Source organism: Ectothiorhodospira sp. PHS-1 (assembly GCF_000225005.1).
Taxonomy (GTDB): Bacteria; Pseudomonadota; Gammaproteobacteria; order Ectothiorhodospirales; family Ectothiorhodospiraceae; genus Ectothiorhodospira.
Window position 1 is genome coordinate 62,102 of record NZ_AGBG01000009.1, and the last position, 21,720, is coordinate 83,821.

Genomic DNA, 21,720 nt, shown 5'->3' on the forward strand with positions numbered 1-21,720 from the left:
TGCGGGGCGGGCAGGCCCCTCATTGCTGGTAGTTGAGGGTCAGATAAAATGCCCGACCCGGCTGTTCATAATCAATGGCGGGCTGCCCACCAAACCCGGCTTGGCGGGCCGTGACATAGTCACGGTCGAACACGTTGTTCAGGGTCGCCCGCACCGTCCAGGCCGGATTCACCTGATAAGCGGCCCGCAGATGCACCAACTCGTGACCGGCGATGCGGTCGGTGTTGGCGGCATCATTGTAGCGCCGTCCCTCGGCAATGAGGGTGGTCCCGAAAGACCAGTCCTGCCATCGCCGGTCCAGATCCAGACGCGCGATCTCGTTGGGGCGACGCCGCAGCTCATGACCGGTATGGCGGTTCTCATGATCCAGCAAGGTCAGGGACAGGAGGGCCGACCAGTGGGCATGACGCATCCCCGTCTCCAGTTCCAGGCCACGGATACGCGCCTTTTCCACGTTCTGCGGCTGCCAGAAAGAGCTGCCGGGCACCGGCGCCCACTCGATCAGATCGTCGATGTCAGACTGGAACACCGCCAGATCCGCATGAAAACCACCGGATTGATGACGCAGCCCCAGTTCATAGGTTTCGGAGGATTCCGGTGCCAGGTCCGGATTGCCGCCACCGGGCCAGTACAGGTCGTTGAAGGTGGGCGCCTTAAAGGCCGTGCCGCCGCTGGCACGAACCCGCCAGGCATCGGTGATCCGGTAGCCCCAGGCCAGCTGCCCGGTGGTTTCCTTGCCAAAAGCCTCGTTGTCATCCTGCCGCAGGCTGCCGGTCAGGGCATGATGCCCCAGGTCCAGCTGGAGCTGAGCATATACCCCCCAGTTGTCCCGCCGGGTCTCGTCATAGTCCCTGGAACTGCTCACTTTGTCTTCCTGGTAGTCCACCCCCGCCGTGAACAGATGATCCCCCAGCAGGAGGTCGTTCTGCCAGGCCAGCAGGTAGCGCGTCGTATCGATCCGTGACGAGGCCACCCCATTCTGGAAGGTTTCGTTCTCATCCCGGCTGTGGCTGACGCTCAGTTCACTGAACCAGACCTCGTGGAGCTGCCCACGGACACCGATTCGGGAGGCATGATGGACGAAATCGATCCAGTCCCGGGCCAACTGACCAGAATCGTAGTCGGTCTCTCCGAAGGCATGATGGAAGGAACCGAACAGCTCCAGACCCTCGGTAGCCTGGTGGGACAAACGTCCGGAGACACTGCTGTTGTGGAATCCGTCCCGACCGGAATCCCCCACCCCCCGCTGAACATCGATGCCATCGGTGCCGAAGTGACTGCCGGAGAGGCTGTAGCGGGTCCGGTCCTGGCTGCCGGATACCCCAAGGCCATATTCCCGGGTATTGAAGGAACCGGCCCCCATGTGCGCCCGCACCCGGGCCGGGCCGTCACCTTCCCGGGTAAAGACCTGGATCACGCCGCCGATGGCATCGGAACCATAGAGACTGGTTCTGGGTCCGCGAACAATCTCCACCCGCTCGATCTCCGCCGGGGGCAGGAACTGCCAGGAGGCACTGCCCAGGGTGGCGGAGCCCATGCGCACGCCGTCGATCAGCAACAGGGTGTGATCCGAAGCGGCGCCGCGCAGGAACAGGCCGGTGGTCTTGCCGAAGGGACCATTTTGAGACAGGGCAATGCCAGCCCGGGCCGCCAACAGATCCGCGAACGCCTTCGGCTGCAACCGCTCGATCTCTTCACGCTCGATCACGGTCACCGACGCCAGGGTCTGATCCACGGTCTGGGCCGTGCGGGTGGGGGTCACCAGGATGGGATCGAGCCGGGCGATCATTTCCTGGGCAGACAGGGCATGGGGAAGGGCCAGCAGGATCGCGGCCGACAGCAGGGACTTCTTGTGCATGGGGATACTCTCCGGCGCGCCGCCCGCGCGCCATGCAGTCTTGAATCAGGACGGCATGCTGGAGAGCCAGGGGCACGGGAAACCCGTCCTGGCACACGACCACGAACGGCACTTCCCTACCGGGGAACCCGAAGATATCGAGCCGCGCAAAGCCCTCCGCAATGCCGCGTAAGCGCATCAGGCCGGTCTCCGGGCTCGCGGGCGGGTCATGTACGACCTGGTCAGGGCACCTTCCCACGCTTGCGCGCAGTGGTTGTATCGCCCTGCCGGGGATCCTGGAAACACCATGGACCCCCCACCTCGCCTACCGTTGCGGGGGCAGCGCCGGCATTGTCCATGGCCTTGGGCCATGGTCGCACCGGCTTCCCGTTTCACCGGATGTGTGTCACGCATCCGGCACCTGAAGCGAGGCAGGATAATACGCAACAGGATCATGATTGGCTACCGCCAATGGGGTTTTTTCCGGCAGGATTGACCGCCGGCAACTGCTATAATGCCTGCCTTCAAGACTTGATCACCCACTATCGGCAATCAGCAAGAAAGGCGACGATGCGCGCAAAAAAAGCCCGTTTACCGATGATATCCGGCATTTTATGCCTCAGTGCCTGGCTGACCATGGCCACGGCCGACCCCGCCGCGCCGACGCCGGTCCAGGTCATCGATGACCGACAGCAGACGGTGTCCCTCGCCGCGCCGGCCGAGCGCATCATCAGCCTGGCCCCCCACATCACCGAGCTTTTGTTTGCCGTGGGTGCCGGCAACCGGATCGTGGGCACGGTGAGTTTCAGCGACTACCCGGCGGCGGCAGCGGACATCCCCAGGATCGGCAGCTACAAGCAACTGGACATGGAATCCATCCTGGCCCTGAAACCGGATCTGGTGGTGGCCTGGAGCAGCGGCAACGTCCAGGCCCAGGTGGAGCGCCTGGCCCGGCTGGGGCTTCCCGTCTACTACAACGACCCCGAGGATTTCGAACAGCTGGCCCTGGCCCTGGAACGCCTGGGCACCCTGGCCGGGCGGGCACCCCAGGGACGGGAAGCGGCCGAGGACTTCCGTCGGGATCTGCGGGCATTGGAAGCACAATACGGCGACCGGCCCAGGGTGACGGTGTTCTACCAGATCTGGGACCGTCCCCTCATGACCCTCAACGACCAGCACCTGATCTCCCGCGCCATCGAAATCTGCGGCGGCCACAACCTGTTCGGTGACCTGGAAGCCCTGGTCCCGCGACTGGATCGGGAAGTGGTGCTGGCCGCCGATCCGGAAGCGATCCTGGGGGGCGGCATGGGTGAGGACAGCCCGCACTGGATCGAGGAGTGGCGCCGCTGGCCGACCCTGACCGCCACCGCCAGGGACAATCTGTTCTTCATCCCCCCGTCCCTGCTGCAACGGGCCACGCCCCGCATTCTGGAAGGCACCCGGCAGGTTTGCGAAGCCCTGGAGACCGCCCGCACCCGACGCCCGGAGGCGACCGAGTGAGCCGACCGGCCCTGGTGCTGCCGATCCTGCTGGGGGCCGCCGGCCTGTCCCTGGGCATCGCCGTGGCCCTGGGCAGCGTCCCGCTGACGCCCACCGAGACCCTGGCCGTGCTCACCGGCGGCGGCGAGCCGCTGCACCGGACCCTGATCCTGGAACTGCGCCTGCCCCGCGCCCTGGCGGCCTTTGCCACCGGCGGCCTGCTGGCGGTGGCCGGGGCGCTGATGCAGGTACTGCTGCGCAACCCCCTGGCGGACCCCTATGTGCTGGGGCTGTCCGGCGGCGCGGCGGTGGGGGCGTTGCTGTCCATGCTGGCGGGCCTGGGCATGGCCATGGTATCGGGGGCGGCCTTTGCCGGCGCCCTGTTGTCCACCCTCATCGTCTTCGGCCTGGCCCACGGCACCGGGAGCTGGACACCCACCCGTCTGCTGCTGACCGGGGTGGTGGTGGCGGCGGGCTGGGGTGCCTTCATCAGCTTCCTGCTGGCGATTAGCCCCACCACCGAACTACCGGGGATGCTCTACTGGCTGATGGGGGATCTGTCCCATGCCCACAGCCCCTGGCCGGCCTGGATCGTGCTGGTGGTCGTCGTGCTGGTGGCCATGCCCCTGGGGCGCAGTCTCAACGTACTGGCCCGGGGACCGCTGCAGGCGGCAGCCCTGGGTGTTGCCGTGCGCCCCCTGGAATGGACCCTCTACGGGGTGGCGGCCCTGGTCACGGCGACGGCCATCACCATGGCGGGCAGTGTGGGTTTCGTGGGTCTGATCGTGCCGCACATGCTACGTCTGGTGCTGGGCAATGACCAGCGCCTGATCCTGCCGGCCTCGGCCCTGGCCGGCGGCATCCTGCTCACCCTGGCGGACACCCTGGCGCGGACCCTGATCGCCCCCCAGCAGTTGCCGGTGGGCGTGATCACCGCCATGCTGGGCGTCCCGGTGTTCCTGTACCTGCTCTACCGCAGCCGATGACCGATTCCCGACTTCTTCAGTCAGCCCCCGCACCCCTGCTGACACTCATGGACCTGGTGGTGGACATCCCCGGCCGGGGCGACGGCGCCCCCCTGAACCTGGACATCCGGGCCGGTCAGTGCTGGGGCATCCTGGGCCCCAACGGGGCCGGCAAGAGCACCCTGTTGCATACCCTGGCCGGTCTGCGACCGCCCCGCCGGGGTACCATCCGGCTCCAGGGCCAGCCCCTGGGGCAACTGCCCCGCCGCCGCATCGCCCGTCTGCTGGGCATGGTCTTCCAGGATCATCAGGACGGGTTTCCGGCCACGGTGCTGGAAACGGCCCTGATCGGCCGTCATCCCTACCTGCGTCCCTGGGAGATGGAGTCGGCCGAAGACCATCAGGCGGCCCTCAAGGCCCTGCGGCAGGTGGATCTGGCCGGCATGGAAACCCGTCTCATCGCCACCCTCTCCGGCGGCGAGCGCCAGCGCCTGGCCATTGCCACCGCCCTCACCCAGGACCCGCGCATCTTCCTGCTGGACGAGCCCACCAACCATCTGGACCTGCACCATCAGGTGGCGGTGCTGGACATCGTCCGCCGGGCCGTGGCCGAGGGACGCAGCGCCGTCCTCACCCTGCACGACGTCAACCTGGCCGCCCGCTACTGCGATCACCTGCTGCTCATGTACCCCGGCGACGAGGCATGCTGGGGAACCACCCGGGAGATGCTGGTGCCCAACGCCCTGGAACGCCTCTACGGACAGGCCCTGGTCACCGGCGAGGTGGAAGGCATGCCGGTGTTCTTTCCCCGAACCCGGTAACGTCCGGCCCAAAGACCCAAAAATAAGCAAACACTGAATTACCTCCTCAACCCGGCTACAATGCCGGTTCACCTCAGCCCTCGACCGCCCATGCCCCTGCCTCCCCGCATCAAGCGCTTGCTGCCCCTGATCCTGCTGGCCATCGGTATCGGCGGGTTCGTCCTGCTGCTGATCACCCGGCCTTCCGAACCGCCCCGGCAGGTGGCGGAGCGGGTGTGGCGGGTGACGGCCGAAGAGATCACGCCCCGGACCCTTCCTCCCCAGGTCACGCTCCACGGCCATGTCACCTCGCCCCGGGCGGCCGGCCTGCGCGCCGCGGTGGAAGCGGACGTGGCCCGGGTGCCGGTGGAGGAAGGTCGCCAGGTCCAAGCCGGAGACACCCTGGTGATCCTGGACGACCGGGAACTGGAACTGCTGGTCCGGCAACGGCAGGCGGATCTGGATGACCTGCGGGCACAGCTGCGGGCCCTGGAACGAAGCCACGCCCGGGATCGGGAGGCATTGGACCGGGAACGCACCCTGCTGGCGCTGGCGGAACGGGCCGTGAACCGGGCCCAGGACCTGCTCAATCGCAACCTGGGTTCCCCCGCCACCCTGGAAGAGGCCCAGCGCAACCGGGAGCAGCAGGCCCTGGCCGTGGCCAACCGGCAGCTGGCCCTGGATGATTACGACGCCCGCCGGGAACAGCTGCGAGCACGCACCCGCCGGGCAGAGGCCCAGCTGGCCCAGGCCGCCCTGGATCTGGAGCGCAGCCATGTCCGCGCCCCCTTCGACGGCCGCATCGCCCGCGTCAATGTCGCCCCCGGGGACCGGGTGCGGGTGGGCGACGCACTGGTGACCCTGTTCGATACCCAGGCCCTGGAGGTGCGCGCCCCCATCCCCGCCGTCCATCTGCCGGCGGTGCGCCAGGCCCTCGACATGGCATCCCCGCCCGTTGCCCAGGCCCGGGTGGATGGCCTGCCCCTGACCCTTGAACTGAGCCGTCTGGCCGGCGAAACCGGGGCCGGCAGTGCCGGCGTGGAAGGGCTGTTCCGGATCGTCTCGGATACCCAGGACGTCCCCCTGGGACGCTTCGTCAGCCTGCGCCTCTCCCTGCCACCCAGAGAGCACGTGGTGGCCCTGCCCTTCGAGGCCCTGTACGGGCTGGATCGCATCTACCGCCTGGAAGACGGACGCATGCAGGGCCTTGCAGTGCGACGGGTGGGCGAATGGGTGGACGAGGACGGTCGCGAACGCATCCTGGTGTCCGGCGAGGCCCTGCGAGCGGGTGACCGGATCATCACCACCCGGCTGCCCAATGCCATCGACGGCCTGCGGGTCAGCGCGGAGGCAGACTGATCCATGGCCCGTTCCCGTGGTGTGATCCCCTTCTTCCTGCGGCATCCGGTGGCGGCCAACCTGCTGGTGGCTCTGATGCTGCTGTCCGGCTCCTGGGCGCTGCTCAAGCTCAACACCCAGTTCTTCCCCAACTTCGCCCTGGATTTCGTCACCGTGCAGGTGGCCTGGACCGGCGCCAGCGCGGAAGACGTGGAAACCGGCATCACCATTCCCCTGGAACAGGAACTGCGCACCGTGGACGGTCTGCGCAGCCTCACCTCCACCTCGGCCCTGGGCATCGCCTCCATCACTCTGGAGTTCCAGGCCGGCACCGACATGACCCTGGCCACGGACCAGGTCAAGGACGTGGTGGCCCAGCAACGCAACCTGCCGGAGGCCGCCGAGACACCCATTGTCAACCGCATCATCCGCTACGAGCCCATCGCCCGGCTACTCGTCAGCGGGCCCGATCTGCGTGAACTGCGCCCCCTGGTACGGGAGTTCGAGCGTCAGTTGCTGGACCAGGGGATTGCCCGCATCGACTTTTCCGGCCTGCCGGAAGAGGAGATGGCCATCCAGATTCCCACCGCCCGACTGCTGGATCTGGGCATGACCCTGGGTCAGGTGGGCGAGCGGATCGCCGGTCTCTCCCTTGATCTGCCCGCGGGGATGGTGGGCCGGGACGACAGCGCCCGGCAGCTGCGCAGCCTGGAACAGGGTCGGGAGGAAATGGCCTTTGCCCGCCTGCCCCTGCGCAGCGACGCCGAAGGGGGCCTGATCCTGCTGGGGGATGTGGCCCGGATCGAGCGCAGGATCCGGGACAATCAGGTGCTGGTGCGCTATCAGGGCGAACCCGCGGTGGAAATGTCCCTGCAACGGGCGGAACGGGATGATGCCCTGGACGCCTCCGGCATCCTGCTGGGCTGGCTGGACGAGGCAAAAGAGACGCTGCCGCCGGGAGTACAGATCCATGTCTATGACCAGTTCTACGAACCCCTGGTGGAACGCATCGGCCTGCTGCTCAAGAACGGGGCCGGCGGTCTGATCCTGGTACTGGCGATCCTGTTCCTGTTCCTCAACGGCCGCCTGGCCCTGCGGGTGGCCCTGAGCATCCCCGTCTCGTTCACCGCCGCCTTCCTCGCCCTCTGGGCCCTGGGCGGCAGCATCAACATGATGTCCCTGTTCGGCTTCATCATGTCCCTGGGCATCATCGTCGACAATGCCATCGTGGTCAGTGAACATGCCTACACCCAGTACCAACGGGGCATGAACGCGGCCCAGGCGGCCCAGCGGGGCGCTCAACGCATGATCGCCCCGGTGATCTCCGCCTCCCTCACCACCGTGGCCGCCTTCCTGCCGCTGATGCTCATCGGCGGCATCATCGGCAACATCCTCTTCGACATCCCCCTGGTGGTGATCTGCGTCATTCTGGCCACCCTGGTGATCAGCTTCCTGGTGCTGCCCTTCCACCTCAAGAACAGCCTGGAAAAGGTCAGACCGCCTCGACCCGGCTCCTTCCGCGACCGTTTCGACAAGCGCTTCGATGCCTTTCGTGAAGGCCCCTTCCGGCGACTGGTCACCCAATCGGTGGAACATGCCGGCATCACCCTGGCGGGCGCGGTGGCGGTCCTGATCCTGGCCATGGGCCTGCTGGTGGGTGGTCGCATCGGCTTCACCTTCTTTCCCGCTCCCGAAGGCACCGTGGTCACGGCCGCCGCCCACTTCGTCGCCGGGACCCCGCCGGAACGGGTGGAACGGTTCCTGGAACATGTGGAGTCCACCCTCCGTGACACCGAATCCGAGTTGGGCGGCAACCTGATCCGCAACGTGGTGGTCTCCCTGGGCCGGGGCGTGGACACCGGTGGGCCGGTACAGGCGCCCCGGGGAGACCAGTTCGGCGCCATCCTGGTGGAACTGGTCTCCCCGGATCAGCGGGACGTGCGCAACACCCGGTTCATCCGGGAATGGCAGTCACGCATCCAGATGCCGCCGGGGATCGAGCTGTTCAGCATCACGGAACGCCAGGCCGGCCCGCCGGGAAGGGACGTGGATATCCGCCTGACCGGGGCGGACCCGGAACGGCTCAAGGCGGCCGGGCTGGAACTGGCCGAGACACTCAACGACTTTCCCGGCGTGTTTGCGGTGGAAGACAACATGCCCTATGGCCGGGAGCAGCTCATCTACCGGCTCCGACCCGAGGGCCTGGCCCTGGGACTGACCACGGAATCCCTCGGTCGTCAGCTGCGTCACGCCTTCGACGGGGCGCTGGCACAGATCTTTCAAGAGGGTCTGGAAGAAGTAGAGGTGCGCGTGATCCTGCCCGACGACGAGCGTCACCGCGGCGTCACCCTGGAGCGCTTTACGGTGATCCTGCCGGGCGGGGGCATGGCCCCCCTGGACACGGTGGCCGAGTTCCAGCCGCGCCAGGGCTTCGAAACCCTGCGCCGAGCCGATGGCCGGCTGGCCATTTCCGTATCCGCCGAAGTGGACCGGGCGGTGAACAATGCCGGCCGGGTCCGCGAACAGCTGGCGGCCGACGTACTTCCCTCGCTGACCGAACGTCATGGGGTGACGTGGTCCTTCGAAGGCCGGGCAGCGGACCAGGCGGAAACCCTGGCGGACATGCGCATGGGTCTGATCTTTGCCCTGGCGCTGATCTATCTCACCCTGGCCTGGGTGTTCGGATCCTACGGCTGGCCGCTGGTGGTCATGGCCATCATCCCCTTCGGCCTGCTGGGCGCCCTGGCCGGGCACTGGCTCCTGGGCATGGAAATGACCATCCTGTCCCTGTTCGGGCTGTTCGGCCTGACCGGTATCGTGGTGAACAACTCCATCATCCTGGTGAGTTTCTATCAGTCCCTGCGCGAGGAAGGCCTGGCCCAGGACGCGGCCATCGTGGAGGCCTCCTGCCAGCGCCTGCGTGCGGTGCTTCTGACCTCGTTCACCACCATCGCGGGACTGGTGCCGCTGTTGTTCGAGCGTTCGGTGCAGGCCCAGTTCCTGATCCCCATGGCGGTATCCATCGTCTTCGGTCTGGCGGTGGCCACGGTGCTGGTCCTGGTGGTGATCCCCGCCTTGCTGGCGGTGCATGAGCGATGGGTGAACCGCTGAACAAGCACTGGGTCAGAAGCGTTGTTCCAGTATCAGCGCCCCACCTTCGTTACGCATGTCCACCTGGTCCAGAAAACTCATGCCCAGCAGGGCCATGCCGGGCTGATTTCCCGGCAGCACGAAGGCCGGGACATTGCGCTGTTCGATCCCGCCCACCCGCACCCGGTCCAGATGAATGCGGTGCGCCCATTCGGTGCCCGAGGCCGTCTGCACCCGAACCTGAGCCCCCCGGGTGTAGTCGAGCCCCAGACGACGGGCTTCCACGGCACTCAGGGCAATGGCCGAGGCGCCGGTGTCCACCAGAAAGGTGACGGCATGGCCGTTGATGGCGCCGGGCGTGGTGAAGCCGCCCGAACTGCCCCGATAGATCCGCGCCTGGCTGATGGCCCGAGGTTGGAATTCCCCGCCGACGCGGCCGTCGATGCCGATCTGACGCTGACGCCCCTCCAGTTCGATGAGCACGGTCCCGCTGCGACTGTCGGTGCTGATCAGGCGCACCCCGGCTTCGGACGTCTCCCCCACCCGCAACACCTGACGCTGCCCGTCCAGGGCCATCACGGCGCGATCGGAAAAGACCCCCATCAAATGAATGTCCACGGCGGCGGCGGGAGCGGCCAGGAGCACCGAAAGCAGGGTCAGCCGGGGGAGATGGCAGGTTCTCATGGGGCGGTGAAGGCAAAGGCCAGTAGCTGCAGCACCACCAGAGCATAGACCCCCGCCAACAGGTCATCCACCATGATGCCAAAACCGCCTTCCACCCGCCGGTCAAGCCACCCGATGGGCCAGGGCTTGAGCACGTCGAAGATCCGGAACAGTACGAAACCCACCAGCACCCAGATCCAGCCCGCCGGCGCGGCGATCATGGTGACCAAAAAACCGGCGAACTCATCCCAGACGATGCCAGGATGGTCATGGACCCCAAGACGCCGTGAGCTCTCGCCGCAGAGCCAGACACCGACGCCGATCACGATCAGGGTGGCCAGCAGGTAGCCCCACGGCGGCAGGCCGGACAACAGTAGATACAGGGGTATGGCGGCCACCGTGCCCGCCGTGCCCGGGGCCTTGGGCGACAGGCCGCTGCCGAAGCCGAAGGCCAGAAAATGCACCGGGTCCGTGAGAACCCGGCGCGGGGGGATGGGGGCGGGCTTGGATGGGCTCATGAGGACTCCGCGATCTGAAAATGGTCATAGCCGCCCCGATCCAGCGACAGCCGGTCACCGGCCGGATCCAGCACCCGTAGCCCCGATTCGGCCTCGATCTCACCTATCTCGGTCACCGGGCACCCCGTGCCCGCCAGACGCTCATGGACCCGGGGCACCCTCTCGGGAGGTACCGTGAACAGGAGTTCGTAGTCATCGCCTCCCGCCAGGGGCAGGGACCAGTCAATCCCCTCGGCGGGCATGTGGGCCAGAAAGGCGGCCGACAGGGGCAGGTCGGATGTGCGCAGGGTCGCCCCGACCCCGGAGGCCGTCAGGACATGACCCAGGTCCTGACACAGCCCATCGGAGATGTCGATGCAGGCCGAGGCCAGACCGCGCAGGGCCAATCCGGCCGCCACCCGGGGCGTGGGCCGATCCAGGCGCCGGCGTAGCGGATCGTCGGGATCCAGGGCCTGCCCGGCCAGCATCCGCTGCAACGCCAGCGCCGCATCCCCCGGCGTGCCCGTGACCATGATGCGATCTCCCGGGCGGGCACCCCGACGTCGCAGGGCGGCCCCCACCGGCGCCACCCCCATGATCTGCACCGTGATGGACAAGGGACCCCGGGTGGTATCCCCGCCCACCAGTTCCACCCCGTGCTGCCGGGCCAGGTCCAGCAGACCCCGGGCAAAGGCTCCGAGCCAGTCCGGGTCCTGATCCGGCAGGGTCAGGGCCAGGGTGATCCAGCGGGGCATGGCGCCCATGGCGGCCAGATCGCTCAGGTTCACCGCCAGGGCCTTGTGGCCCACGGCGGCCGGGGGCGTCTGCGCGGGAAAGTGAACGCCCTGAATCAGGGTATCCACCGATACCACCAATTCATGTCCCGGCGGCACCCGCAACAGGGCCGCGTCATCCCCCACCCCCAGGATCACGTCCGGATGCCTGGGCGCCTGAGTGAAATGACGACGGATCAGGTCAAATTCCTTCACGGCAGGTACTAGCGGGTCGCCACCTGGGCCGCCACCTTGTCGATGACCCCGTTGATGAAACGATGGCCCTGTTCCGCACCAAACTTCTTGGCCAGGGCCACCGCCTCGCTGATGGCCACCTTGTAGGGCACCTCGGGGCAATGCTGCAGTTCATAGGCGGACAGACGCAGGATGGCCCGCTCCACCGGGTCCACCTGTTCCATGGGGCGGTCCAGATGGGGCTCCACCAGGGCATCAATGGCCTTCACCTGCTCGGTCACCCCCAGCAGGATCATGCGGAAATATTCCCAGTCCGCCTTTTCCATCTCGGGATCTTCCTTGAACTGGGCCAGGATGTCCTTGGGGTGGTAGCCGGTCAGCTGCCACTGATACAGGGCCTGCATGACCAGACGCCGGGCATGGCGCCGGGCGTGGGTCAGGCGGCGGTGGTCCATGGAATGGGGCTGGTTCATGCTCGAAGCGACCGGATCAGGCTGACCATTTCCAAGGCGCCCAGGGCGGCATCGGCGCCCTTGTTGCCGGCCTTGGTGCCGGCGCGCTCGATGGCCTGCTCGATGGTGTCCGTGGTCAGCACGCCGAAGGAGATGGGCAGACTGTATTCAAGCTGAATCTGAGCCAGGCCCTTGGTGGCCTCGCCCGCCACATAGTCGAAATGGGGGGTGGAACCGCGGATCACGCAGCCCAGGGCGATGATGGCGTCGTACTTGCCGGAATCGGCCATCACCTTGACCGCCAGGGGCAGTTCGTAGGCACCGGGCACCCGGGCCACGGTCAGGTTCGCGGCCGGCACGCCGTGACGCAGCAGGGCGTCCTCGGCCCCTTCCAGCAGGCGCTCGACGATGAAGGAGTTGAAGCGGGACAAGACCAGGCCGACGCGCACGTCGGAGAGGTCGGTGAAGGTCCCTTCATGGGTCTGGATGGCTGAATGCATGGGATCACTCTTGACTTAGTCGTTGACGTATTCGACCACTTCGAGCCCGAAACCACCGAGCCCATGGAAGCGTTTGGGGGAGGACAGCAGGCGCATCTTGCTGATGCCCAGGTCCTTGAGAATCTGGGCGCCGATGCCGTGGGTGCGCAGCTCGGCCGGTTCCTGCTCATCCTGGACCGGCGGGCTGGGCTGGCGGCTGCGCAGGGCCATCTCCCGCAGGCGACGGACCATTTCCCGGGGACTTTCCGGCTTGTGAATGACCACTGCCACCCCGGCCCCTTCCGCCTCGATGCGAGCCAGCGCCGCCCGCAACGGCCAGCCGCAGTTGGGGCCGCGATAGGCCAGGGTATCGCACAGGCCACCTCCCAGATGGACACGCACCAGGGTGGGTGTCTCGCCGTCCACCTCGCCCTTGACCAGGGCAAAGTGCAGGACCTTATCCACCGTATCCTCATAGGCGATGAGGCGAAACTCGCCGAACTCGGTGGGAAACGGGCTTTCCGCCACCCGTTCCACGCTGCGCTCGTTCTCGATGCGGTAACGGATCAGGTCCTCGATGGTGCCCATCTTCAGGTCATGCTCGGCGGCAAAGCGCTCCAGGTCCGGGCGCCGGGCCATGGAGCCGTCCTCGTTGAGGATCTCGACGATCACCGCCGCCGGCTCGAATCCCGCCAGGCGGGCATAGTCACAGCCGGCCTCGGTATGTCCGGCCCGCACCAGCACCCCACCCGGCTGCGCCATGAGGGGAAAGATGTGTCCGGGCTGGACCAGGTCCTCGGGGCGCGCATTGGGCGCCACCGCGGTACGCACCGTATGGGCGCGATCGTAGGCGGAAATCCCGGTGGTCACCCCTTCCGCCGCCTCGATGGAGACGGTGAAGTTGGTGGCATGCTTGTCGTTGGTATCCCCCACCATCAGTGGCAGCTTGAGCTGACGACAGCGTTCCCGGGTCAGGGTCAGGCAGATGAGGCCACGCCCGAAGCGGGCCATGAAATTGATGTCTTCGGGCCGGGTCAGGGAGGCGATCATGAGCAGATCGCCCTCGTTTTCCCGGTCCTCGTCATCGACGATGATCACCATCCGACCCTGACGCAGGTCTTCGATGATTTCTTCCGTGGTATTGAATGACATGGGCAATCGCCGGCTGGGGTTTGGAGTGGAAATCCGACCGGGTCGGATCACATCTGATGCTTGCGCTCGGCCAGAAAGCCCAGCAACAGGAAGGCACCCACCACCATGGGGGCCAGCCATCGGGTGTCCACCATGAGCATGGCATCGGCCAGCATGGGGGTGAGGAAGACGGTCAGGGCGCCGTAGCCGAAGGCACACATGAGGACGAAGCCCAGCAGACGGACCAGACGATGATAGGCGCGCAGGATCATCTTCAACACGCGATTGATATCGTTGCCGTAGATCACCAGCACCGTGGCCACGAAGGCCAGTGCAATCTGGCCCACATGGCCACGCACCCAGTTCCCCGCCTGCAGCAGGGTATCATCCAGCCATTCCATCATGGGTCATCCCCCCCCTGGTTCGAGATCACATCGTGCACAGGCACCGAGCTTATTTCAGAAAGCCGTGCTCGGCCAGAAAGGCCTCGCTGATGGCACTGCCGGAGCGGGCGGCCCCGTCCCCCAGCAGCAGACGCTCCAGGTAACGGGCAATCACGTCCACCTCGATGTTCACCCCGGTACCCACCCGATAGGTCCGGATGATGGTCTCCTGCTGGGTGTGGGGGACGATATTGACGCTGAACCGTGCCCCATCCACCGTATTCACGGTCAGGCTGGTGCCGTCGATGCACACCGATCCCTTGGGCGCGATGTAACGGGCCAGTTCGTCCGGCACCTGCACATGATAGCGCCAGGAGCGGCCATCGGGCTCGATGGCGGTAATCCGGCCCAGGCCATCCACATGGCCGCTGACCAGATGGCCGCCCAGGGGCGTGGACAGAGTCATCGCCTTCTCCAGGTTCACCGGGTCACCGGGCGAGAGATTCCCCAGAGAGGTTCTGGACAGGGTCTCGCGGGAGACGTCGGCGACGAAGCCGTCGCCGGGCAGGGCCACGGCGGTCAGACACACACCGTTGACGGCAATGCTGTCGCCCAGTCTCACATCGGACAGGTCCAACTTGCCGGTACCCAGGGTCAGGCGGCTGTCTCCGCCCCGGGCCTCAACAGCGGACAGGGTGCCGACGGCCTGAATGATACCTGTGAACATGTCGGGATCTCGGGTTGATGATTGTCGATTGCGCCGGGGCGGGTCGATCAGCGACCCTCGTCCCCCGCGCCCGGACCGACGACACGGGCCGTGATTCGCCAGTCCCTGCCCACGGCCCGCATGTCGCTGATGTCCAGTGCCACGCGATCCGCCATTCGCCCCAGGGGCAGGTCGAACAGCCCCCGTGCCGTGGCGCCCATCAGATGGGGTGCCAGGTAGATCACCAGTTCATCCACCAGACCGGCCCCGAGCAGGGCACCGCACAAGACCGGCCCGGCCTCCACATGCAGTTCATTGACCTGATGCCGGGCCAGCAGGTTCATCACGGCGGGCAGATCCAGGTGCCCCCGGGAGACGGTCACGGCCTCGACCCGGGCGTTGACATCGGCCAGATCCCGGGTTTGACGGGCCAGCGCCTCGGGGTCGGTCAAGACCAGCACCGGACCCTCGGTCTGAAACAGGCGGGCGGCGGCGGTCAGCCGGCCCTCCCGGTCCAGCACCACCCGCAAGGGCTGGCGCACCGGTCCGTCCACGTCCAGGGCCTCGGCCGACAGGCGGACATCCAGGCGGGGATCATCGGCCCGTACCGTACCCATCCCGGTCAGGATGGCGGAGGCACGGGCCCGCAGAAACTGTACATCCCGCCGCGCCGCCTCGCCGGTGATCCAGCGGCTCTCGCCGGAGGCCATGGCGGTACGACCGTCCAGACTGGCCGCCAGCTTGACCCGGACCCAGGGTCGCCCCCGCTCCATCCGGCTGACGAAGCCGGGGTTGAGGGCGCGTGCCTCCGATTCCATCAGGCCCACGGCCACCGCCACGCCCGCCTCCCGCAGCCGTTCCAGTCCCCGACCGGCCACCAGGGGGTTGGGGTCGGTCATGGCCACCACCACCCGCCCCACGCCGGCCCGGAGCAAGGCATCCACACACGGCGGGGTTCGGCCATGATGGCTGCAAGGTTCCAGGGTCACATAGGCCGTGGCGCCCCGGGCCGCCTCGCCGGCATGGGCCAGGGCCAGGACCTCCGCATGGGGTTCGCCGGCCCGCACATGAAAGCCCTCCCCCAGCACATGACCATCCCGGACCACCACACACCCCACCCGGGGATTGGGATCGGTGGTGTAAAGCCCGCGGCGAGCCAGTTGCAGGGCCCGCCCCATGAGCCGATGATCCCGGCTGGTAAACGGCGCCATGACCATCGGTCAGGCGGTCGAACCACCGCCGTCCGGTGGCGGTTCCCGCTCCAGGCGCTCCACCATCTCGCGGAACGCCTGGACATCGGCAAAACTCAGATAGACCGAGGCAAAACGGATGTAGGCCACTTGGTCCAGTTCCTTGAGGGCTTCCATCACCCAGTCGCCGATGCGCTTGGCCGGAATCTCCCGCTCCTCCTGACTCAGGGCCTGATGCTTGATCCGTACCACCGCGGCCTCGATCTGGTCCGTGGCCACCGGGCGCTTTTCCAGCGCATGCATCATGCCCGCCCGCAACTTGGCCTCGGCAAAGGGCTCTCGGCTACCGTCGCGCTTGATCACCCGCGGCAAATTCAGCTCCGCCCCTTCGAAGGTGGTGAAGCGTTCGCCGCAGGAGACGCACTCCCGGCGCCGCCGGACCTGATCCCCCTCGCCCGCGAGGCGGGAATCCACCACGCGGGTATCGGGGGCGCCGCAGAAAGGGCATTTCATGGTGACATCATCCCGGGCTGCCCCGATGCGGCCTCAGCGACCATACACCGGGAAACGGGCGCAGACATCCAGCACCCGGGCCTTGACCTGGTCGATCACGGCCTGGTTGTCCAGATCGTCCAGCACGTCGCAGATCCACTGGGCCAGCGCCTTGCACTCGGCCTCCTTGAAGCCGCGGGTGGTGATGGCCGGGGTGCCGATGCGCAGACCGCTGGTGACGAAGGGGGACTGGGGATCGTTGGGCACCGAGTTCTTGTTCACGGTGATGTTGGCCCGACCCAGTGCTGCGTCCGCGTCCTTGCCGGTAATGCCCTTGTCGATCAGGTCCACCAGGAACAGGTGGTTGTCGGTACCGCCGGAAACCACCTTGTAGCCCCGGGCCATGAGCTCGGCCGCCATCACGCGGGCATTGGCCACCACCTGCTGCTGATAGGCCTTGAAGCCGGGCTCCAGGGCTTCCTTGAAGGCCACGGCCTTGCCGGCGATGGCGTGCATCAGCGGACCACCCTGAGTGCCGGGGAAGACCAGGGAATTGAATTTCTTTTCCAGCTCCGGATTGCTCCGGGCCAGGATGATGCCGCCGCGGGGACCGCGCAGGGTCTTGTGGGTGGTGGAAGTGGTCACATCGGCGATCTGCACCGGATTGGGATAGACCCCGCCGGCCACCAGACCGGCCACGTGGGCCATGTCCACCATCAGGTAGGCACCCACCTTGTCGGCGATGTCACGGAAGCGTTGCCAGTCCACCACCCGGGAATAGGCGGAGAAACCGGCCACGATCATCTTCGGCTTGTGTTCCACCGCCAGGGCTTCCACCTGATCGTAGTCGATGTAGCCCTGATCGTCGATGCCGTAGAGCACCGAGTGGTAGATCTTGCCGGAGAAATTGACCTTGGCACCATGGGTAAGATGGCCGCCATGGGCCAGGCTCATGCCCAGTACCGTATCACCGGGGTTGAGCAGGGCCATGTAGACGGCGGCATTGGCCTGGGAGCCGGAATGGGGCTGGACGTTGACGTAGTCGGCACCGAACAGGGTCTTGGCGCGGTCGATGGCCAGCTGTTCGGCCGTATCCACGTATTCGCAGCCACCATAGTAGCGCTTGCCGGGGTATCCTTCGGCATACTTGTTGGTGAGTACCGAGCCCTGGGCCTGCATCACCCGGGGGCTGGCATAGTTCTCCGAGGCGATCAGCTCGATATGCTCTTCCTGACGACGGGACTCGGACTCGATGGCCTGCCAAAGCTCATCGTCATAGCCGGCGATACTCATGTTGCTGGAAAACATTTCGGGTTACTCCCCGCAAAGCGATTGATCAGGCGTTCGAAAAAGGCTTGAATGTTACTGGATTTTGCCTTTCCACGCACGCAAAAAACACATGAACAGGAGTCAGGTTCACAGCTGCCTTCAGGAGAAAAACCCATGCGCAAGCACATGACAGGAATGGCCTTGACCGCGGTACTGGCCGGCCTGGCGGCCCTGCCCGCCGCAGCCGACCAGCGTTTCATCACCATCGGCACCGGCGGCGTCACCGGTGTCTATTATCCCACCGGCCAGCACATCTGCCGGCTGGTCAACCGGGACCAGGACAGCCATGGCCTGCGCTGCCGAGCCCAGAGCACCGGTGGTTCGGTGTTCAACCTCAACTCCATCCGTGCCGGCGAGATGGACCTTGGGGTGGTGCAGTCGGACTGGCAGTACCATGCCTATCATGGTTCCGAGCGTTTCGAGGAAGCCGGGCCGGACGAGAGCCTGCGGGCCGTCATGTCCCTGCACCCGGAGCCATTCACGGTGCTGGTGCGGGCGGACAGCGATATCCGGCATTTCGAAGACATCAAGGGCAAGCGGGTCAATGTGGGTAATCCGGGGTCCGGGCAGCGGGGCACGGTGGAAATGCTGATGCAGCATTACGGCTGGACGATGCAGGATTTCGCCCTCGCCTCGGAATTGCCGTCCCGGGAGCAGGGACAGGCCTTGTGCGACAACCGGATCGACGTGGTGCTGTTCACGGTGGGTCACCCGTCGGCGGCCATCCAGGAGCCCATCGTCACCTGCAACGCACGCCTGGTGCCGGTCAGTGGCGAGGTGATTGATCGTCTGGTGGAGGACACCCCCTACTACTTCAGCGCCACCATCCCGGCGGGGATGTATCCGGGGCAGGACGAAGACGTGGAGACCTTCGGCGTGGGCGCCACCCTGGTCTCCTCCACCCGCAGTTCGGAGTCTGCCATCTACAGCGTAACCCGGGCGGTGTTTGAAAACTTCGACACCTTCAAGGGCATGCACCCGGCCTTCGGCGTACTGGAGAAAGAGGCCATGGTGAGTCAGGGCCTGTCGGCGCCGCTGCATGAGGGGGCCAGGCGGTATTACCGGGAAGCGGGGCTGATGGACTGAGACCTTCCCTATCCCCCCTTCTCCCCGCCAAGACGCTCCCCTCACCCCAACCCCTCTCCCGCAAGGGGAGGGGGGCTATTTCAGGCGCTGACCGGACAAAATACCCGTGAACAACCCGGACACTTCCAGCATCGACCTGGCCGGTCAGGTGGAAACCGGCGGTCGCAAACCCGGACCACCGGTCCGGGCGCTGCTCTATGTCACCGCCCTGGCCTGGTCGCTGTTCCAGATCTGGATCGCCTCTCCCCTGCCCTTCTGGTTCGACGTTTTCGTCGTCTCCGAAACCCAGGCCCGGTCCATCCACCTGGCCTTCGCCGTCTTCCTCGCCTTCATCGCCTTCCCCGCCGTCAGCCCCATGGCCAGGCATCGCCCCCTGGCGGGCATCTTCTTCCTGCTGCTGGCCGCCGGCCTGTTCGGCCTGGCCCTGTACCAGTTCATCCAGGACATCCCCAGGGCCTGGGTCTTCGCCGCCACCGGCGGCGCCGTCCTGCTGGCCGCCTGGCCGTCCCTGCGCCCCGCCCCGGCCGAGCGCGTGCCGGTGGCCGACTGGCTGCTGGGGGGCATTGCCGCCTTCTGCGCCGCCTACCTGTTCCTGTTCCACCAGGAACTGGCACAGCGCCCCGGCGCACCCACTCCCCTGGACCTGGCCATCGCCGGCTGCGGCATGGCTTTGCTGCTGGAAGCCACCCGCCGGGTGCTGGGGCCGGCCCTGATGATCATTGCCCTGGTATTCCTGCTCTACACCTTCGCCGGCCCCTGGATGCCCGACATGATCGCCCACCGGGGGGCGTCCTTCGCCCGCGCCATGTCCCAGCAATGGCTTTCCAACGAAGGCGTCTTCGGCATTGCCCTGGGGGTCTCCACCAGCTTCGTCTTCCTGTTTGTGCTGTTCGGTGCCCTGCTGGAAAAAGCCGGTGCCGGCGGCTATTTCATTCGCGTGGCCTTCGCCCTGCTGGGCCACCTGCGGGGTGGCCCGGCCAAGGCCGCCGTGGTGGCCTCCGGCATGACCGGCGTGGTGTCCGGTTCTTCCATCGCCAACGTGGTCACCACCGGCACCTTCACCGTGCCCCTCATGAAACGGGTGGGCTTCCCCGCCCACAAGGCCGGGGCGGTGGAAGTGAGCAGTTCGGTCAACGGACAGCTCATGCCGCCGGTCATGGGGGCCGCCGCCTTTCTCATGGTGGAATACGTGGGCATCCCCTACGTGGAGGTGGTCAAGCACGCCTTCCTGCCGGCGGTGATCGCCTACATCGCCCTGTTCTACATCGTTCACCTGGAAGCCATGAAGGCCGGCATGGAAGGACTGCCCAGGCGCCATGAAAGCACCTGGCAGCGCCGCCTGCTCGGTTTCGGCCTGACCGTCTCGGGGCTGTTCATCCTGGCTGGCGTCACCTACTACGGCCTGGGCTGGATCAAGACCGTGACCGGCGACGCTTCCACATGGGTGATCGGCACGCTGGTGATGGCCGCCTACCTGGGTCTGCTCTGGATCGCCTGCCGGGTACCGGAGCCCCCCATGGTGGACGAGGGACATCTGGAACTGCCGGATCCCGGACCCACCCTGCAGGCGGGACTGCACTACCTGCTGCCGGTGGTGGTGCTGGTGTGGTGTCTGGTGGTGGAACGGCTCTCCCCCGGCCTGTCGGCGTTCTGGGCGGTGGTATTCATGATCTTCATCATGGTGACCCAGCGGCCGCTGATGGTGCTGTTCGGGCACCGACAGGAGAATGCCTTGCTACGGGGTTTCAAGGATCTGGCCGACGGCATGGTGCAGGGCGCCCGCAACATGGTGGGCATCGGCGTGGCCACCGCCGCCGCCGGGATCATCGTCGGCACCGTGGCCATGACCGGCATCGGCCTGGCCATGACCGACCTGGTGGAATTCCTTTCCGGCGGCAACCTGATGCTCATGCTGCTGCTCACCGCCGTCATCTGCCTGGTGCTGGGCCTGGGTCTGCCCACCACCGCCAATTACATCATCGTCGCCACCCTGATGGCCCCGGTGATCGTGGAACTGGGCTCCATGCACGGCCTGCTGATCCCGCTGATCGCCGCCCACCTGTTTGTGTTCTATTTCGGCATCATGGCCGACGTCACCCCGCCGGTGGGCCTGGCCTCCTTCGCCGCCGCCGCGGTCTCCCGCGCCGACCCGATCCGTACCGGGGTGCAGGCCTTCATCTACAGCCTGCGGACCGTGACCCTGCCCTTTTTGTTCGTGTTCAACACCCAACTCCTGCTCATCGGCGTGGACAGTCTCTGGCAGCTTCTGATCACCTTCATGGGCGCGCTCATCGGCATCCTGATGTTTGCCGCCGCCACCCAGGGCTGGTTCCTGACCCGCAGCCGCTTGCACGAATCCGTACTCCTGCTGGCAGCGGCCCTGGTGATGTTCGCCCCCAACCTGCTCATGGATCGCATCCACCCCCGCTATGACCACCTGCCCGCCGCCGAGATCCAGGCGGTGGCCGAGGCCACCGCGGGCGGGGGACAACTGCGGCTACGGGTGGAAGGCATGGATCTGGACGGTCGGGAAGTGACCCGGGCCGTGATGCTGCCGCTGGGCGAACCGGCCCCGGCAACCCAGCGCCTGCGCCAGGCCGGCCTGGGCATCATGGCCTTCGGTGATCAAGTGAGTATCAGTTTCGTCGCCTTCGGCAGCCCGGCGGAACGCCTGGGACTGGAACCCGGCTGGCAGATCACCGAAGTGATGGTACCCGCCAGCCAGCCGGCTCCCGAATGGTTCTACCTGCCCGCCCTGGCCCTGCTGGGCCTGATCGCCTGGCGGCAGCATCGCCGTCGGGATCCTGCCGACCCAATGTCCACCCCGAGGTGATC

Annotated in this window: 19 protein-coding genes and 1 riboswitch; of the genes, 7 read left to right on the top strand and 12 right to left on the bottom strand. The window is 66.5% G+C overall.

From position 1 onward, the window contains the following. Nucleotides 1-19: 19 nt before the first annotated feature. Nucleotides 20-1,858 (bottom strand): TonB-dependent receptor domain-containing protein, encoded by a 1,839-nt coding sequence (locus ECTPHS_RS05735; protein WP_008931749.1) that lies wholly within the window; start codon nucleotides 1,856-1,858, stop codon nucleotides 20-22. Nucleotides 1,859-2,020: 162 nt separating this feature from the next. Then, nucleotides 2,021-2,277, bottom strand: a riboswitch (cobalamin riboswitch). A gap of 196 nt (nucleotides 2,278-2,473) precedes the next feature. On the opposite strand from ECTPHS_RS05735, the gene ECTPHS_RS05740 reads away from it, so the two are divergent. The 5 genes from ECTPHS_RS05740 (at nucleotide 2,474) to ECTPHS_RS05760 (ending at nucleotide 9,530) form a co-directional block, all read left to right on the top strand. Continuing rightward, nucleotides 2,474-3,337: a cobalamin-binding protein gene (locus ECTPHS_RS05740; RefSeq protein WP_246828320.1), complete on the top strand. Its 864-nt coding sequence runs from the start codon at nucleotides 2,474-2,476 to the stop codon at nucleotides 3,335-3,337. Further along, on the top strand, nucleotides 3,334-4,302 hold the full coding sequence (locus ECTPHS_RS05745; RefSeq protein WP_008931752.1) for an iron ABC transporter permease: 969 nt from the start codon (nucleotides 3,334-3,336) through the stop codon (nucleotides 4,300-4,302). Before ECTPHS_RS05740 ends, ECTPHS_RS05745 begins: the two co-directional genes overlap by 4 nt. After that, complete coding sequence (locus tag ECTPHS_RS05750) at nucleotides 4,299-5,102, top strand: ABC transporter ATP-binding protein (RefSeq protein WP_008931753.1); 804 nt, start codon at nucleotides 4,299-4,301, stop codon at nucleotides 5,100-5,102. Before ECTPHS_RS05745 ends, ECTPHS_RS05750 begins: the two co-directional genes overlap by 4 nt. A 90-nt stretch (nucleotides 5,103-5,192) precedes the next feature. Beyond that, nucleotides 5,193-6,440, top strand: coding sequence for an efflux RND transporter periplasmic adaptor subunit (locus ECTPHS_RS05755; RefSeq protein ID WP_008931754.1), 1,248 nt, complete (start codon nucleotides 5,193-5,195; stop codon nucleotides 6,438-6,440). Nucleotides 6,441-6,443: 3 nt separating this feature from the next. After that, nucleotides 6,444-9,530, top strand: coding sequence for an efflux RND transporter permease subunit (locus ECTPHS_RS05760; RefSeq protein WP_008931755.1), 3,087 nt, complete (start codon nucleotides 6,444-6,446; stop codon nucleotides 9,528-9,530). Nucleotides 9,531-9,542: 12 nt separating this feature from the next. Here ECTPHS_RS05760 and ECTPHS_RS05765 read toward each other — a convergent pair whose 3' ends face one another. From ECTPHS_RS05765 to glyA, 11 genes are read right to left on the bottom strand one after another with little or no spacing between them, the layout of a single operon-like run. Further along, nucleotides 9,543-10,193, bottom strand: a complete 651-nt coding sequence (locus ECTPHS_RS05765) for a TIGR02281 family clan AA aspartic protease (RefSeq protein ID WP_008931756.1) — start codon at nucleotides 10,191-10,193, stop codon at nucleotides 9,543-9,545. Further along, on the bottom strand, nucleotides 10,190-10,690 hold the full coding sequence (locus tag ECTPHS_RS05770; protein WP_008931757.1) for a phosphatidylglycerophosphatase A: 501 nt from the start codon (nucleotides 10,688-10,690) through the stop codon (nucleotides 10,190-10,192). Before ECTPHS_RS05770 ends, ECTPHS_RS05765 begins: the two co-directional genes overlap by 4 nt. Further along, nucleotides 10,687-11,658: a thiamine-phosphate kinase gene (gene thiL, locus ECTPHS_RS05775; protein WP_008931758.1), complete on the bottom strand. Its 972-nt coding sequence runs from the start codon at nucleotides 11,656-11,658 to the stop codon at nucleotides 10,687-10,689. Before thiL ends, ECTPHS_RS05770 begins: the two co-directional genes overlap by 4 nt. An 8-nt stretch (nucleotides 11,659-11,666) precedes the next feature. Next, on the bottom strand, nucleotides 11,667-12,110 hold the full coding sequence (gene nusB, locus ECTPHS_RS05780) for a transcription antitermination factor NusB (RefSeq protein WP_008931759.1): 444 nt from the start codon (nucleotides 12,108-12,110) through the stop codon (nucleotides 11,667-11,669). After that, a complete protein-coding gene (gene ribE / locus ECTPHS_RS05785) occupies nucleotides 12,107-12,589 on the bottom strand; it encodes a 6,7-dimethyl-8-ribityllumazine synthase (protein WP_008931760.1) in 483 nt (160 codons plus the stop codon). Before ribE ends, nusB begins: the two co-directional genes overlap by 4 nt. 15 nt (nucleotides 12,590-12,604) lie before the next feature. Further along, entirely contained in the window at nucleotides 12,605-13,720 is a 1,116-nt protein-coding gene (gene ribBA, locus ECTPHS_RS05790) for a bifunctional 3,4-dihydroxy-2-butanone-4-phosphate synthase/GTP cyclohydrolase II (protein WP_008931761.1), read from the bottom strand. A 47-nt stretch (nucleotides 13,721-13,767) separates the two neighbouring features. Continuing rightward, on the bottom strand, nucleotides 13,768-14,103 hold the full coding sequence (locus ECTPHS_RS05795) for a DUF3392 domain-containing protein (RefSeq protein WP_008931762.1): 336 nt from the start codon (nucleotides 14,101-14,103) through the stop codon (nucleotides 13,768-13,770). Between the two features lie 49 nt (nucleotides 14,104-14,152). After that, nucleotides 14,153-14,809 (bottom strand): riboflavin synthase, encoded by a 657-nt coding sequence (locus ECTPHS_RS05800; protein ID WP_008931763.1) that lies wholly within the window; start codon nucleotides 14,807-14,809, stop codon nucleotides 14,153-14,155. 47 nt (nucleotides 14,810-14,856) lie between these two features. Further along, on the bottom strand, nucleotides 14,857-15,999 hold the full coding sequence (gene ribD / locus ECTPHS_RS05805; protein WP_040405274.1) for a bifunctional diaminohydroxyphosphoribosylaminopyrimidine deaminase/5-amino-6-(5-phosphoribosylamino)uracil reductase RibD: 1,143 nt from the start codon (nucleotides 15,997-15,999) through the stop codon (nucleotides 14,857-14,859). A 9-nt stretch (nucleotides 16,000-16,008) separates the two neighbouring features. Further along, entirely contained in the window at nucleotides 16,009-16,491 is a 483-nt protein-coding gene (gene nrdR / locus ECTPHS_RS05810; RefSeq protein ID WP_008931765.1) for a transcriptional regulator NrdR, read from the bottom strand. A gap of 33 nt (nucleotides 16,492-16,524) precedes the next feature. Continuing rightward, nucleotides 16,525-17,778: a serine hydroxymethyltransferase gene (glyA, locus tag ECTPHS_RS05815; protein ID WP_008931766.1), complete on the bottom strand. Its 1,254-nt coding sequence runs from the start codon at nucleotides 17,776-17,778 to the stop codon at nucleotides 16,525-16,527. Between the two features lie 135 nt (nucleotides 17,779-17,913). Between glyA and ECTPHS_RS05820 the strand changes: the two genes are divergently transcribed. Together ECTPHS_RS05820 and ECTPHS_RS05825 are read left to right on the top strand one after the other, a co-directional pair. Beyond that, nucleotides 17,914-18,885 (top strand): TAXI family TRAP transporter solute-binding subunit, encoded by a 972-nt coding sequence (locus ECTPHS_RS05820; RefSeq protein ID WP_008931767.1) that lies wholly within the window; start codon nucleotides 17,914-17,916, stop codon nucleotides 18,883-18,885. A gap of 106 nt (nucleotides 18,886-18,991) precedes the next feature. Then, nucleotides 18,992-21,718: a TRAP transporter permease gene (locus ECTPHS_RS05825; RefSeq protein WP_008931768.1), complete on the top strand. Its 2,727-nt coding sequence runs from the start codon at nucleotides 18,992-18,994 to the stop codon at nucleotides 21,716-21,718. The last annotated feature ends 2 nt before the right edge of the window (nucleotides 21,719-21,720 follow it).

Bases quoted from the DNA above. Each gene is read 5' to 3' on its own strand.
- ECTPHS_RS05735 (WP_008931749.1), bottom strand. From the start codon at position 1,858: ATGCACAAGAAGTCCCTGCTGTCGGCCGCGATCCTGCTGGCCCTTCCC.
- ECTPHS_RS05755 (WP_008931754.1), top strand. From the start codon at position 5,193: ATGCCCCTGCCTCCCCGCATCAAGCGCTTGCTGCCCCTGATCCTGCTG.
- nusB (WP_008931759.1), bottom strand. From the start codon at position 12,110: ATGAACCAGCCCCATTCCATGGACCACCGCCGCCTGACCCACGCCCGG.
- ECTPHS_RS05770 (WP_008931757.1), bottom strand. From the start codon at position 10,690: ATGAGCCCATCCAAGCCCGCCCCCATCCCCCCGCGCCGGGTTCTCACG.
- ECTPHS_RS05760 (WP_008931755.1), top strand. From the start codon at position 6,444: ATGGCCCGTTCCCGTGGTGTGATCCCCTTCTTCCTGCGGCATCCGGTG.
- glyA (WP_008931766.1), bottom strand. From the start codon at position 17,778: ATGTTTTCCAGCAACATGAGTATCGCCGGCTATGACGATGAGCTTTGG.
- ECTPHS_RS05795 (WP_008931762.1), bottom strand. From the start codon at position 14,103: ATGATGGAATGGCTGGATGATACCCTGCTGCAGGCGGGGAACTGGGTG.
- ribBA (WP_008931761.1), bottom strand. From the start codon at position 13,720: ATGTCATTCAATACCACGGAAGAAATCATCGAAGACCTGCGTCAGGGT.
- ribE (WP_008931760.1), bottom strand. From the start codon at position 12,589: ATGCATTCAGCCATCCAGACCCATGAAGGGACCTTCACCGACCTCTCC.
- nrdR (WP_008931765.1), bottom strand. From the start codon at position 16,491: ATGAAATGCCCTTTCTGCGGCGCCCCCGATACCCGCGTGGTGGATTCC.
- ribD (WP_040405274.1), bottom strand. From the start codon at position 15,999: ATGGCGCCGTTTACCAGCCGGGATCATCGGCTCATGGGGCGGGCCCTG.
- ECTPHS_RS05750 (WP_008931753.1), top strand. From the start codon at position 4,299: ATGACCGATTCCCGACTTCTTCAGTCAGCCCCCGCACCCCTGCTGACA.
- ECTPHS_RS05765 (WP_008931756.1), bottom strand. From the start codon at position 10,193: ATGAGAACCTGCCATCTCCCCCGGCTGACCCTGCTTTCGGTGCTCCTG.
- ECTPHS_RS05800 (WP_008931763.1), bottom strand. From the start codon at position 14,809: ATGTTCACAGGTATCATTCAGGCCGTCGGCACCCTGTCCGCTGTTGAG.
- ECTPHS_RS05820 (WP_008931767.1), top strand. From the start codon at position 17,914: ATGCGCAAGCACATGACAGGAATGGCCTTGACCGCGGTACTGGCCGGC.
- ECTPHS_RS05740 (WP_246828320.1), top strand. From the start codon at position 2,474: ATGGCCACGGCCGACCCCGCCGCGCCGACGCCGGTCCAGGTCATCGAT.